General features: G+C 62.6%; 13 protein-coding genes and 1 pseudogene. 5 read left to right on the forward strand and 9 right to left on the reverse strand.

The features are described from left to right. Window positions 1-90: 90 nt before the first annotated feature. The gene (locus P0D71_RS25160) at window positions 91-1,692 is read right to left on the reverse strand and encodes a rhodanese-related sulfurtransferase (RefSeq protein ID WP_408482644.1); all 1,602 of its coding nucleotides are present in this window, start codon (window positions 1,690-1,692) and stop codon (window positions 91-93) included. After that, window positions 1,689-2,018: pseudogene (locus tag P0D71_RS25165) on the reverse strand (cysteine dioxygenase family protein); the annotation flags it as partial. The gene P0D71_RS25160 and the pseudogene P0D71_RS25165, both read right to left, overlap by 4 nt. 130 nt (window positions 2,019-2,148) lie before the next feature. Here P0D71_RS25165 and P0D71_RS25170 point away from each other — a divergent pair. Together P0D71_RS25170 and P0D71_RS25175 are read left to right on the forward strand one after the other, a co-directional pair. Continuing rightward, window positions 2,149-2,514, forward strand: coding sequence for a tlde1 domain-containing protein (locus P0D71_RS25170; RefSeq protein ID WP_091795055.1), 366 nt, complete (start codon window positions 2,149-2,151; stop codon window positions 2,512-2,514). Further along, a complete protein-coding gene (locus tag P0D71_RS25175; protein ID WP_286161952.1) occupies window positions 2,511-2,852 on the forward strand; it encodes a hypothetical protein in 342 nt (113 codons plus the stop codon). The genes P0D71_RS25170 and P0D71_RS25175 overlap by 4 nt, the downstream gene beginning before the upstream one ends. A gap of 62 nt (window positions 2,853-2,914) precedes the next feature. Here P0D71_RS25175 and P0D71_RS25180 read toward each other — a convergent pair whose 3' ends face one another. Together P0D71_RS25180 and P0D71_RS25185 are read right to left on the reverse strand one after the other, a co-directional pair. Beyond that, window positions 2,915-3,748 carry a class II aldolase/adducin family protein gene (locus P0D71_RS25180; protein ID WP_408482646.1) on the reverse strand — a complete coding sequence of 278 codons (834 nt, stop codon included), beginning with the start codon at window positions 3,746-3,748 and terminating at the stop codon, window positions 2,915-2,917. Window positions 3,749-3,759: 11 nt separating this feature from the next. Further along, window positions 3,760-4,839, reverse strand: a complete 1,080-nt coding sequence (locus P0D71_RS25185; RefSeq protein ID WP_408482647.1) for an LLM class flavin-dependent oxidoreductase — start codon at window positions 4,837-4,839, stop codon at window positions 3,760-3,762. A gap of 307 nt (window positions 4,840-5,146) precedes the next feature. On the opposite strand from P0D71_RS25185, the gene P0D71_RS25190 reads away from it, so the two are divergent. Next, window positions 5,147-6,142 (forward strand): LLM class flavin-dependent oxidoreductase, encoded by a 996-nt coding sequence (locus P0D71_RS25190; RefSeq protein WP_408482649.1) that lies wholly within the window; start codon window positions 5,147-5,149, stop codon window positions 6,140-6,142. 260 nt (window positions 6,143-6,402) lie between these two features. Here the strand turns inward: P0D71_RS25190 and P0D71_RS25195 are convergent, their stop codons facing one another. The 3 genes from P0D71_RS25195 to P0D71_RS25205 form a co-directional block, all read right to left on the reverse strand. Next, window positions 6,403-6,891 (reverse strand): SRPBCC family protein, encoded by a 489-nt coding sequence (locus tag P0D71_RS25195; RefSeq protein WP_408482681.1) that lies wholly within the window; start codon window positions 6,889-6,891, stop codon window positions 6,403-6,405. 1,004 nt (window positions 6,892-7,895) lie between these two features. Next, complete coding sequence (locus P0D71_RS25200) at window positions 7,896-8,120, reverse strand: hypothetical protein (RefSeq protein ID WP_408186202.1); 225 nt, start codon at window positions 8,118-8,120, stop codon at window positions 7,896-7,898. 226 nt (window positions 8,121-8,346) lie between these two features. Beyond that, window positions 8,347-8,958, reverse strand: coding sequence for an NIPSNAP family protein (locus P0D71_RS25205; protein ID WP_091795067.1), 612 nt, complete (start codon window positions 8,956-8,958; stop codon window positions 8,347-8,349). Between the two features lie 118 nt (window positions 8,959-9,076). Between P0D71_RS25205 and P0D71_RS25210 the strand changes: the two genes are divergently transcribed. After that, window positions 9,077-9,943 (forward strand): LysR family transcriptional regulator, encoded by an 867-nt coding sequence (locus P0D71_RS25210; protein WP_408482651.1) that lies wholly within the window; start codon window positions 9,077-9,079, stop codon window positions 9,941-9,943. 134 nt (window positions 9,944-10,077) lie between these two features. On the opposite strand, the gene P0D71_RS25215 is transcribed toward P0D71_RS25210, so the two are convergent. Beyond that, entirely contained in the window at window positions 10,078-11,040 is a 963-nt protein-coding gene (locus P0D71_RS25215) for a LysR family transcriptional regulator (protein ID WP_408482653.1), read from the reverse strand. A gap of 130 nt (window positions 11,041-11,170) precedes the next feature. On the opposite strand from P0D71_RS25215, the gene P0D71_RS25220 reads away from it, so the two are divergent. After that, a complete protein-coding gene (locus P0D71_RS25220) occupies window positions 11,171-11,890 on the forward strand; it encodes an SDR family NAD(P)-dependent oxidoreductase (RefSeq protein ID WP_408482654.1) in 720 nt (239 codons plus the stop codon). A 92-nt stretch (window positions 11,891-11,982) separates the two neighbouring features. Here P0D71_RS25220 and P0D71_RS25225 read toward each other — a convergent pair whose 3' ends face one another. Then, window positions 11,983-13,137, reverse strand: a complete 1,155-nt coding sequence (locus P0D71_RS25225) for an alpha/beta fold hydrolase (protein WP_408482656.1) — start codon at window positions 13,135-13,137, stop codon at window positions 11,983-11,985. Window positions 13,138-13,190 lie beyond the last annotated feature (53 nt).

The following is a 13,190-nucleotide window of genomic DNA, read 5'->3' on the forward strand; positions in this document are numbered from 1 at the left end:
CGCGCGCTGCGCCCTGCTGTTTCGATTATCTGACTCGACTGCTGCTGCGAGCGTTGCGAACACTTCGAGCACTCGCTGCAAGCCAGCCGCTCAGATCACGCAGAACCCATGCGTACCATCGCGCCCAAGCTGCGCGACAAGACCATATTCCCACTCCAGATACGCATTCATCGTCTCGCGCGCGTTATCCGTGCCCTCATAAGGACGCCGGTAGCGATCGATACGCGGCGACGCCAGTCGCGTCTCGCCGCTCTCGACGGGCAAGCCGGCCTCGATCCACGCCGCCGTGCCGCCGCTTAGCACCTGCACCGGCTTGCCGGTCAATGCCGCGACGTCAGGCGCCGCAAAACGCGCGAGCAGACTACTTCCGCAGGTCACCACGTAGCGCTGCGCATCGGGAAGCTTGAGCAGCGCCTTTTCCAGTTCGCCGCGAATCACGAACCACGCGCCGGGAATATGCCGCTTCACGTAATTGGCGCTGGTAGTGAAGTCGAGCACCGCCGTGCCCGGCGATTGCAACAGCGTGACGAGTTCAGCCGCGGCAATTTCGTCGGCATCGGGCGGCGTGGGCGCATGACGGGCCGTGGGCGCCGCGCCTTTTTCGCCGAAGTCGGCGGCCGTCAAACCATCGACGACATACACGTCGACATTCATCTGCGCGAGCCACGACGCGGTCATGTTGGCACGCACGCCGTCGTTATCCGCAAGGATCACGCGCGCGCCGCGCACCGGCGCGAACATATCGGTTTCCTGCACGAGCTGGCCGCCCGGCGCGCTACGAAAACCGGGCACGTGACCCGCTTCGTATTCTTCCGGCGTGCGCACGTCGAAGCGATACACGGTGCGCACGGCTTCGCCGGCCCAGCGGCGCGCTTCGTCGCGTGAGGTGCGGCCCACCCTCGCGCGATCCGCCACCGCGCGCGCGGAGTCGGCGGCGGCCAGACGCACCTTATCGTCGACGATCGGCTCGAAGCGGCGCGAACTGCCGTGCGCAAGCGCCTGCCCGGCCAGCGTCCAGCCGATCGTGCCATTGCGCAGCGCCGCGACCGGATTCGGCACGCCCGCATTGATCAGCGACTGCGCGCCGATAATGCTGCGCGTGCGCCCCGCGCAATTGACGATGATCCGCGTAGCCGGATCCGGCGCGAGCTGGCGGGCGCGCAGCACCAGTTCGGCGCCCGGCACGCTGACGCTGCCGGGAATATTCATGGTGTGATATTCGTCGAAGCGGCGGGCGTCGAGCACCACCACGTCGGCTTCATGGTCGAGCAGCGCCTGCACTTGCGGCGCGGCGAGCGACGGCGTATGGCGCTCGCTTTCCACCAGTTCGCCAAATGCCTTGCTCGGCACGTTGACGTCCTGGAACAACTCGCCGCCGGCCTCGCGCCAGCCTTGCAAACCGCCTTCAAGCAGGGCGACGTCGGTATAACCCAACTCGGTCAAACGGCGCGCGGCGCGTTCGGCGAGCCCTTCACCGGCGTCGAACACCACAATCGGCACGGCCTGGCGCGGCAAACGCACCGGCGCGTCGAGTTCGAGCCGCGAAAGCGGCAGATTCGCTGCAAACAGCGGATGACTGCGGGCGTGCGGATCTTCCTCGCGCACGTCCACGAGCGCGATTTCCTCGTGCTCGAGCAGTGCGTAGCGCACATCTTCGAATGATCGGGTACGAAATGGCTGAACGAAACTCATGAGATCGGAGACTCCTTCGCTACATTCCAGATATTCGGCAACACGTCGTTTGCGTAGCCGGAAATAAACAGCTTGCGGGCGGCGCCGCCCGGATAGACGGACCGTTTCACCGCGCCGATATTTGCACCGTACACGTGAATGCTGATCGACGTACGGTCACCAAAAGCGTTACTCACGCGATGGATATCGCCAATGCTCGGCGACACCGCATCCACCGCGCCGGCATCGAGCCGTTTTGCCGCACCCTCTTCCTCTAGCGCGCCGTCGGCGGTGACACGGTACCCCTGCGCAATTTCCGCGCCACGCAGTACGCCGATCAGCCCCCAGCCGACACGTAGCGGGAAATTGCTCAAACAAATGAGCGACACATGTTTATTCCCAACCTGCATACCAATTCGATTTTGAGACACCGGAGTCAGTAATATCTCGATCCTTACATGCCAATGAGGTGAACGAATGCCTTGGATCTACCGTCAGAACACCGGTCGAATCGAGCACGACGGCACTCTTGCCGGAGTCGGATATAGCGGACGCGGGCGAGGAAAAAATAACCCGTCGCGACAAAATGAGGCCATGATCGGACCCATTCCGCGAGGAACCTGGACGATCGGCGCGCCATTTACTCATCCACATGCCGGTCCTTACGCAATGCGACTCACACCTTTACCTGGCACTGTTACCTACCGCCGCTCAGGCTTCATGATTCACGGCGACAGCACCGCTCATCCGGGCGCTGCGTCCGACGGCTGCGTGATCGTCAATATCGTCACGCGCCGGTGCATCTGGGAAAGCGGCGACCACACGATCGCGGTGACCCTGTGAGGGCCGCCGCCATTGTGGCCATGCTGACGGCCCCTGCCCTGTGTTTCGCCGGCTCGCCTTCGCAATGCGCGAGTTGGCCAAAAAATATAACGCCGCTCATTCTGAAAAACGTCGGTATCACGGATCCGGTCAAAATTGACGACTCGAAAACCAAGGCAGTGCGGATCGCCTCGGAAAAAATCGGCAAAGACCTTTGGCGCGATGTCTACGACATCACCTTTTACGAACAAACCGGACACGCAATTGAGGTCATCACGTCAAGCGAAGCCAGTTCGGCAGAGTGCTCAATGTCCGATCCCGTCGTGTGGGTCGTGACGCAAAAAATCGACATCAAGTAGTCTGATCATTTCAGCCCTTTGCCAGTGCCGCAGACATGCTGCGAGCGCGCATCGCGAAAGGTTCAGGTGAGCACCTCGGGTTCGTGCTCGACCAGTCCTTCCAGCAGGCTCTGGAACGCGAACAGCGCGCCGCCCGCGCGGCCGACCTGCTCATGCGTGAGCGTGGCGATGTCGTGTGGAATCGCTTGCGGCGTGCCCGCGGCTTCAGCGAGCAGTTGCGCGTGGCACGCGTTGTCGAGCGCGATATACCACCACGCCGCGGCTTCCACGCTCGGACCGGCCGTGAGAATGCCGTGATTCTTCAGAATCACCGCCTTGCGCTCGCCGAGCGCGGCGGCAATGCGCGCACCCTCATCGGTATCGAGCACGACGCCGCGAAAATCGTCGAACAACGCGTGGTCCTGATAGAACGCGCACGAGTCCTGCGTCAGCGGATCGAGCGTGCGGCCGAGCGACGACCACGCCTTGCCATACAGCGAATGCGTGTGGGCCGCCGATACCACGTCGGGGCGCGCTTCGTGAATCGCCGCGTGAATCGCGAACGCGGCCTGATTCACCGGGCCCTCGCCGACCACGATCTCGCCCTCGGCGTTTACGAGCAGTAAATCCGACACACGAATGCGGCTGAAATGCTTGCCAAACGGATTCACCCAGAAGTGATCGGGCCACTCCGGATCGCGCGCGGTGATATGACCGGCGAGCCCCTGATCGAAACCGTAGCGCGCAAACAGCCGGAACGCGACGGCGAGCCGCTCCTGCCGGTAGCGGCGTTCCGCTGCGAGGCTCTCGCGCGGCGCAACCTCGTCGAACCAGAATTTGCGCAGCGGCGCGTGACGCTGGATTGCCGGCGGCTCCTCGGCGGTCTTGGTGGCAACGGTGAGAGAAAGATCGGTCATCGCGCCTCCGTTCACGCCGCCACGCGCTCGACGCGCGCAATTCGTTCACGCGTGGCGGGAATCAGTTCACGGCCGTAGTCGATAGCGTCTTCCAACGGATCGAAGCCGCGCACGAGGAACGTCGACACACCGAGCGCGTAATACTCGGCGAGCGTATCGGCCACCTGTTCCGGCGTGCCGACGAGAGCCGTCGAATTCGAGCGGCCGCCGATTTCCTTCGCGACGCCGGTCCACAAGCGCTCGTCCACACGATCCGAGTCGCCCGATGCCGCAAGCAACCGCCGCGCGCCTTCGCTTTGCGCCGGACCGCCCCGGCCAATCCCCTGCGCCGCGCGCAGCCGCCTTGTTTCTTCGAGGATGTGTTCCGCGCGCTCCCAGGCCGCCGCTTCGGTGGCCGCGAGAATGGGCCGGAACGACACCGAGAATCGCACCGTGCGGCCGTGCTTCGCGGCTTCCGCGCGCACTCGCGCGACCTGCTCGCGCACCTGCGCCTTGGACTCACCCCACAGCGCATAGACATCCGCGTGACGGCCGGCGATTTCGAGCGCGGGCGCCGACGCGCCGCCGAAATACACTGGAATATGCGGCTGCTGCACAGGCTTCACTTCGGAGAAGCCCTGCTTGAAGCGGTAGTACTGGCCGTTGTGATCGAAGGGTTTGGCCTCGGTCCAGATGCGCCGCAGGATATGCAGGTACTCGTCGGTGCGGGCGTAGCGTTCGTCGTGCGACAGGAAGTCGCCGTCGCGGCGCTGCTCGGCGTCGTCGCCACCCGAGATGATGTGAACCGCGAGCCGGCCGCCCGAATAGTGGTCGAGCGTCGCCAGTTGACGCGCGGCGAGCGTCGGCGCGACAAAACCCGGCCGATGCGCGAGCATGAAGTGCACCTTGCTGGTCACGCTCGCCGCGTGCGCGACCGTCAACAGCGCATCGGGACTCGTGGAATGATGCGGCACGAGAACGCGGTCGAAGCCGGCGGCCTCGTGCGCGCGCGCAAACTGTTCGACATAGTCGATGTCGACGACCGGTCCTTGCGCCGCGTGCGTTTCGGACACCTTGCGGGTCTGGATCATGCCGATGAATTCGATGGACACGTGCGTGTCTCCCTGAATGGTTGCTGCCCGGCGGGACGGTGACGCGGCTGGCCGGATGCATGGTTCGCTTCGAGGCGTTTAAGGTAGCAGCGCGGCATGCGCATGTTAAATATTGATCGGCCATATCTATATCGGATTTGCATGTAACGGTGCGGGCTTCGATCGACGCGTCTCGCCTGCCTCGCGCCGCGCGCGAGCAAACCCCCTTTCGTGAATGTGGACATCGCGGCACCGTCAGCAGAAAAGCGGAACCTTTGCGAGAATGCCCCATCGCGCGAAAGCGCCGGAAACAACAAGTGAACAGACAATGATCCCCTTCTCGGTCCTCGACCTCTCGCCGGTTACCGCGGGCGCCACGCCGGCGGACGCGTTCAGGAATACGCTCGACCTCGCCCAGCATGCGGAAAACTGGAACTACCAGCGTTTCTGGCTGGCGGAACATCACAACATGACAGGCATTGCCAGTGCGGCGACCTCGGTGGTGATCGGCTACGTGGCGGGCGGCACCAAAAAAATTCGCGTCGGCTCGGGCGGCATCATGCTGCCGAACCATGCGCCGCTCGTCATCGCGGAACAGTTCGGCACGCTTGCCTCGCTGTACCCCGGCCGGATCGATCTGGGCCTCGGCCGCGCGCCCGGCACCGATCAGAGCACCGCTCGCGCGCTACGCCGCGATCTGCAAAACAGCGCGGACTCGTTCCCTGACGATGTGGTCGAATTGCAGCGTTATTTCGCCGACCCCGTGCCGGGCCAGCGCATTCGCGCGGTGCCGGGCGCGGGGCTGAACGTGCCGCTGTGGCTGCTCGGCTCGTCGCTCTTCAGCGCTCAACTCGCCGCGGCGCTCGGCCTGCCGTTCGCGTTCGCGTCGCATTTCGCGCCGGATTACATGCTGACCGCGTTGCAGGTGTATCGCGCGCAATTCCGTCCGTCGGCCGCGCTGGAGAAACCGTATGCGATGGTCGGTGTCAATCTGTTCGCCGCGGATACCAACGAAGAAGCGCAACGTCTTTTCACCTCGCTGCAGCAGCAGTTCATCAATCTGCGGCGCGGCACGCCGGGTCAGTTGCAGCCGCCGGTCGAGCGGCTCGAGGCCTCGGAGATGGAATTGAATAACGTGGCGCACTCGCTCGCCTGCACGGCACTGGGCGATCGCGATACGGTGCGCGAAGCGTTGAAGTCGATCATCGATCAAACCGGTGCGGACGAGTTGATGCTCACCGCGCAGATCTACGATCACAAGGCGCGGCTGCGTTCCTTCGACATCGGCGCGCAAGTGCGTGAGGAGTTGGCGGCCGGGACGTAAAGGCGTCGCACGGATGCAGCGTGAGCATCGGGTGTCAGATGTGAAACGCTCGTGTGAATGCCCGCATAACGGCAATGGCAACGGCGAGGGGCTGCTGCTGGCCGAACAGCGACCGATGGGTCGATCGTCATCTGGCGGCGCCCAGCTTCAGATTCCGTTCCGCCCGACCGTCTGAAGCACATCATTTGCATCGATGCCAGGAGACGCCATCGAGGTAAAGGCGAAACGGCGCAGCGCATTCAGTCTGCGCCGCGCTGGCTTCATCCATGTTCGATACCAAGCAGCCGTGCGTCCAGCCTCCGCGCTAGCGCTGCGCCGCCTTCGCGCATCACGGCGTCGTGGTTCCATTGAAAAGCGGGCCGCAACAACGGTGCCAATGCATTCATCCACGCGCGGTTCGTGCGCACACACCAGTCATAGCGGACCTTCGTATGGTTGCGTCCGTCGGTCGAAAAGCTCCACCTGCCGGCGCCGTCGACGTCGCCACTGGCTTTTCCCTCCAGCGCGACTAATGGGTCGACGCGCGTCACCCGCATATCGAACACGAGGCGATACGGCAAGCGGCCTTTCCATGTATAGCGTTGTACAAGGCCCACGCCCTGCTCGGAGCCTGCCTGAAGCTGTTCCACGCGCTCGACGCTACGCCACCACTCAGGCCAGCGCGCAGAATCCTGGATTGCCGCCCAAACTTCCTCCACTGGCGCGTCGATGCGCCAGATGGTGGAAAAGCGGTATTCGACCGTCCGCAAACTGCCTCCGTTCTTAGTATTCTTCTCGTCCACCGCGCTCTGACTTCCGGCGCCGCCCAGCCTGCCGCCCCGGAGCCGCACTATCATCGAGAGCGAGAGGGCGCCCGACGCGATACGGATCGACGTAAAACTCGCTGCATCGATGCCGGTGCCCTTGAGGGCCAGCCGGCATAGCAACGAATTCGCTGCAAACGCGACCATTGCAAGCAGCGTCAGCACAGTGACACGCACGGGCGACACAGCCCTCCAAAAACGCTGAATCTTCCGCCAGTATCCGGTCATTGCGCCGCCTGTACGAGCGTCAGTGACCGGTCGTCTCTGCCCGAGCGCGGCCTTTTGCAACCGGCCCATGTCGCCCCGTTGCAGCGCTTCGCCCCTCGAAACCTGAACGATTGCTTCCTGGGCCGCCCTGTCATTCCTGAAGGCGAAGCGCACGTAACATCAATGTAATGTGAGCGTCAGCGTGCATCAACCTTCGCTGTACAGAATAAGGGTACTCACTCCCGTTTCCACGCGGTGGTGAGATCGAAGGCTTCCGTCACGGCGGCGTGAAGCTGACCAAAACCAGCTTCGGGAGGTAATTCACCTTCAAGGCCGTTAGATATGTAGCGCTAATCTTGAGTCGCTGGCCGGCTGAGGGTGGGCGATCGAAGGTGCGCCCCGGATCGCGCGCCCCCTGATGATCGGCCCGCTGGCCGTTCTACGACGCGCCGGACAACTTCGACGTGCAAAGGTTCGTTAACCCAGCGAAGGCGCCATTCGAACGTCCGTATGAAGACGCGGCCCAACGGCCGTCGATGACCGGTCACTGCCCGAGGCGGTCGATAGAAGTCGACCCCGAAGCAGACATCGCTCGCGGCTAAATGCAGGCACAGTAGGAGGGTTCTCGAAAAAGCAAAAAACGCGCAGATTGACCTGCGCGCTTCGATCCATTGCAACTACAGAATGCTCACGGCCTAAAGCAAGAACGACAACAGTGGCCTGCAGCATTCGACACCGGTGATTTACGAACCGAAGTAAATCGGCTTCATCCCATGGTTTGCATCCGGACGAATTGAGCCTTGGATTTTGTGCCCCAAGCGAGAAACATCGTTACGGAGCGAATGCAGATGTTGATGGGTTCCCGACAGAGAATTGACCGGCGGAGCCGCTTCATTCGATTGAGCGAAAGACGATACAGCCGGAATAGCGAGAGCGGCGGCCACAACCAGTGATTGAACAAGTTTCATGATCCTTACCTCCAAGACTTGATTTTCCGCAAACACCCGTTTGCGTTTCAGTGCTTTCAGTCTAGGCCGGAGGCGGCTTGTGATTAAGCTCTTGTAGAACAATTGACAGTTGCCGGAATAGGTACAAACCCTTGGTGATTCAAGGGCTGCCTGCCGGCGAAGTCCGGTTGCGCGGCGCCGCTGCTCTGTCCAAACATCGTCCTAAGCGCTCCTCGTATAGTCAAACTCATCGAAGCGGAGAATTGTTTGCAGGTATCCAGATCGTCGAGGTCGCTTCGGAAAATTGCTCCGGGCCACCTTTCGGTGGCCAGATACCATCGGCGTACGACTTGGCGCGAATCGCAATGCGCTCGTCCAGACTCTCCCAAGGCCAGATATGAGTGATGCGTGGCGCGCCATCGAGCGCGTACATGTTGACCGTTAAGCGCGAGCGCTTCGAACGTTCGGGCATTGCGGATTCCCATGCTTTCATCGTCGGCACGAGTCCACCCGGCCGCAACCAGTAAGTCCGAAACTCATAGTATTTGCCGAAGGCCCCCGGCTCTACCGGGGGAAGAAAAGGAAAGGCGGCGTAGCTTTCCATCTCGATTGCGCACTCGCTCGTGGCTGCCCCGAAAGGGTCGTCGTGATGCAGCGCGCGCCTTCTCTCACGTGCGAGTTCCTCCGCGTCTTCGAATCTTCGCAGCATGCGCACGCTTCCGAGCGTTCCGTTTTCCGAGGTCCAGGTGCCAAGCCAACGGCCGAGCGCTACACGCTGATGGAGGTATGTCTGCGCGTTCGCAATGACCTGAGGCACTTTGAGGATGTGAGACGAAAGGGTAGTCAGTTCATACAGCACGTCATTCTCCAGAGTGATCCGAATCTTCGCGGGGTACCTGTCTGCGAACTAGATTAGACTCATCCGCTGCCGCAGCGGTATTCCCTGTTCGTTCACAGCCTCTGGGAAAAAATTCACCATGTTCGACTGGCAAGATCTGCGCTACTTTCATGAGCTCGCGCGCGCCGGGTCGCTCTCCAAGGCAGCGACTGAGCTGTCGGTTGAACACGCAACGGTCGGGCGTCGCATTGCGTCACTGGAAGCGACACTTGGATTGAAGCTCGTTCATCGGCTACCCCGAAGCATTCGGTTGACCGAAGATGGACTGGTCGTCGCCGAGCTTGCCGCCACGATCTCCGAAAGCGCACAGGCCATCGAGTCGTTTGCGCTACGGGCGAAGTCGGCATTGTCTGGCGTGGTGCGGATAAGCGTTCCGCCCACAGTCGGCAACTTTTGCGTCGCGCAGTACATGCAGACATTTCACGAGGCGCATCCGTCTTTAAAGATTGTCATGGCGAACACGCCAGACATCGCAGCACTCGACCGGGGCATCGCGGATATAGCGATTCGCATGGTGAAGCCAGAAGAGCCGAGCCTCTTGACGCGCCGGATCGGCATGATTCGCTTTGGCTTGTATGCGAGCCGTGCCTATGCGAGCCGGCCCGCCGCGCAGTGGTCATTCATAGCTTACGATGCGTCGCTGAATCACGTGAAGCATCAAACATGGCTGCGACGATTTGTGGATGGCAGGCCAATCGTTTTCGAAACAAGCGATGTGATCGCCCAGCAGATGGCCGCACGCAACGGTGTTGGCGTCGCCGTTTTGCCAACGTTGCTCGGCGAACGCGACGCTGAACTCGTCAGGCTCGACGTCGAAGGCGGGCCTCCGGAAACAGCACTGTGGCTGGTAACCTACCCCGACCTGCGACGCGCGCGAGCTATCAAGGCTGTCATGGCGTTCCTCGTGGATTGCATCGACCGCGAACCACTGCTGAAGTGGGCGTGAATGAGGTTGAGGTTCTGGAGTCGGAAAACAGAACACGGCCACCTATGCGCATTGACGGGAGAGCGCCATACGGAACTGTCGCGTCGCCAATCACAACGAGCGAATGACGCACAGCCGCGAAGCGTGCAACAGTACTAGCGAATTGATTGCAGCGAGTCTGCCGCGTTCGGCTCTCGCGGATACGCCGCCAGGCACAAGTCGAGCACCTCAGCGCGCAGCCACCGATGGGCCGGATCCCGGTCGAGGCGCGGATGCCAGATCGCCGAGACGTCGAAAGCGGGTGTCAGCACAGGCAGCTCGAAGCCCTGAAGCCCGTTTGCGGCGGCATGATCAGGCGTGAACGGGTTGCCGAGGCAGGAATGCGGAATGACGGCGAGCAGGTCCGAGTGGCGGGCTAGTTGCATGGCACTCGTATAGGACGGCACCACCATCACCACCTTCCGGCGCAGGCCCGGTGCCTCCAAGGCCGCGTCCACCGGGCTGACTCCATCTTTGATACGCGAGGTCGCCACATGGCCGCACGTAGTCCAGTGCTCCGCACTGATGCCGGTGCCGCTCATGAGGGGATGGCCGAGTCGGCACACGCCCACGTATCGGTCGCGGAACAGAAGGCGTGTACGGATCTCGGGCGCCGTGGTCCTGACAGTGCCGATCTCGAGATCAACCGTGCCTTCGCGTAGTGGCTGCGCGTCCCAGTCAGGCTTGGGCGTGAAGCAAAGCCGCACGCCAGGCGCTGTGCGGTGGATCCTCTTCATCAAGGGTGCGCCGAGCAGATCGATGAAGCCTTCCCCCGCTCGCAGCGTGAAGCTTTGCTCCAGGGTGGCGACTTCGAATGTATGGTCGGCGGGGCTCAGTAAAGCCTGCGCTTCGCGGGTCAGGCCGGGAAGACGCTGGCTCAACTGCTCCGCGTAAGGTGTGAGCACCAGCGTGCGGCCGGCCTGCAGCAGCAGGCGGTCGCCCGTGGCCGCACGCAGACGCGTGAGCGTGCGACTCATGGCGGAGACGCTCAGGTTCAGTCGCCGCGCCGCGCCCGTAATGCTGCGCTCGGTCAGCAGCGCATTCAGCGCGGTCAGGAGGTTGAGGTCGACGCGTGACATCCCTCCAGCATAGCCCAAGCTGGTCAGGTATGGCGTTTGACGCAATCGTGGATTGTAGGCGGAGCGTCTGGTGCAAAGGTGGAGCGATCCCCCAGAATTCACTGCATCACCCGACGAAGAAGGAAAGCTCATGCCCCAAGCACGCGACCCGGCTCACAGTCCCACGATTCTGCTCATCGGCGCCTCGCGCGGCCTTGGCCATGCGATGGCGGCCGAGTTTCTGAAGAAGGAATGGAACGTCATGGGCACCGTCCGCGCCGGCAGCGGCCGGACCCTGCTGCACGCCCTGGCCGATGCGCATCCGGACAGGGTCGAGATCGAGACGCTGGACATCACCCGGCCGGATGAGATCGACGCCCTGCACTCGCGCTTGTCCGACCGGACGTTCGACATTCTGTTCGTCAACGCCGGCACGACCAATCCGGATCCAACCGAAACTATCGGCGAGGTATCGACCGGGGATTTCGTCAACCTCATGGTTGCCAATGCACTCAGCCCGATGCGGGTGGTGGAGCGCCTTGCCGATCTTGTCCCGCCCACCGGACTGATCGGGGTCATGTCGTCCGGGCAAGGCAGCATCGCGGACAACGAGTCCGGTCAGCGAGAGGTCTATCGCGGCAGCAAGGCGGCGGTGAATCAGTTCATGCGCTGCTTTGCTGCGCGCCAGGCTCGAACGCCCCGCGCCATGCTGCTAATGGCACCGGGCTGGGTGCGCACCGACCTGGGTGGACCGGAGGGAAGACTGTCGATCGAAGAAAGCGTGCCCGGGGTCGTCAATGTACTGCTGGCCAAGCAGGGCCGTCCCGGCCTGGAATATCTCGATTATCGCGGCCGGACCGTCCGGTGGTGACGGAGATACGCCGGTATACTCAGCCAAACCCTGATCGAGCGGACCGCCGCGACTTAGGAGCACCGTGACGGCACGGAAAGCCGTTTGGATGCCTACCGATTCGTCGGCACCGCCGCCAGACCCGCCAGCAAGGCCCTGTGAAACGCCTTCGGATCCTGCATCTGCGGCGCGTGCCCCAACTCCGCGAATTCGACCAGCGTCGCGTGCTGAATCGCCTTCGCCGCCGCTTTACCCAGTTCCGGATAATGGCCGATCTTCGCCCGCACCTCGGGTGGCGCCGCGTCCTTGCCGATCGCGGTGGTGTCCTTCTGGCCGATCAGCAACAGCGTCGGCATGCTCAATTGTCCCAACTCGTACACCACCGGCTGCGTGCAAATCATGTCGTACAGCAGCGCGGAATTCCACGCCACGATCTGTTTGCCAGGACCGCGGTACATGCCCGCCAGCATCTGCACCCACGGCTCGTAATTCGCGCGCCACTGCCCGGCGTAATAGGTGGTCTGCTCGTAGCGGCGAATGCCGTCGGCGGTGGTCTTCAGCTCGCGCTCATACCATTGGTCCACGGAGAGCGAGGGCACGCCCTTCGCCTTCCAGTCCTCCAGACCGATCGGATTGACCAGTACCAGTTGCTGCGTCTCGTGCGGATACATCAGCGCGTAGCGGATCGCCAGCATGCCGCCCGTGGAGTGCCCGATGACGGTCGCGTCGGTCACGCCGAGGGATTGCAGCAGCGCGTGCGTGTTCCGCGCGAGCTGTTGAAAGCTGTATTGATAGTGCTCGGGCTTGCTCGATTTGCAAAAGCCGATCTGGTCCGGCGCGATCACCCGATAACCCGCGTCGCTCAGTTGATGAATGGTCGCCTCCCACGTCGCTGCGCAGAAATTCTTGCCGTGCAGCAACACCGCTGTGCGGCCATTCGCATGCGCCGGTTTGATGTCCATGTAGGCCATGTGCAGCGCCAAACCTTGCGAGGTGAAGTCGTACTGGCCGACGGGCGCCGGGTAGTCGAAGCCCTGCAACTCGGGGCCGTAAGCCGGCCCGGCATCGCCGCCGGTGCTGCCGGCATTAGTGGCGTTAGTGGCGTTAGTGGCGACCACAGCGGCCGCACTGGCCTGACTGTCCGTGGTCTGCGCGGTGGCGGCGTTCGCCGGCGTGGCGTCAGAAGCAGCGAAAACGGCGGACCCGCAGGCGCAAGCTAGCGTGCAAACGCCCACTGTGGCGAGCAAGGAAAGGCGGCGAAAACTCATCGAGGTTTTTTACAAAGGAAAAGCAACGGAAGCCTGCGAGACAGGCGCACGGC

It is taken from the genome of Paraburkholderia sp. RL17-383-BIF-A (assembly GCF_046028015.1).
GTDB lineage: Bacteria > Pseudomonadota > Gammaproteobacteria > Burkholderiales > Burkholderiaceae > Paraburkholderia.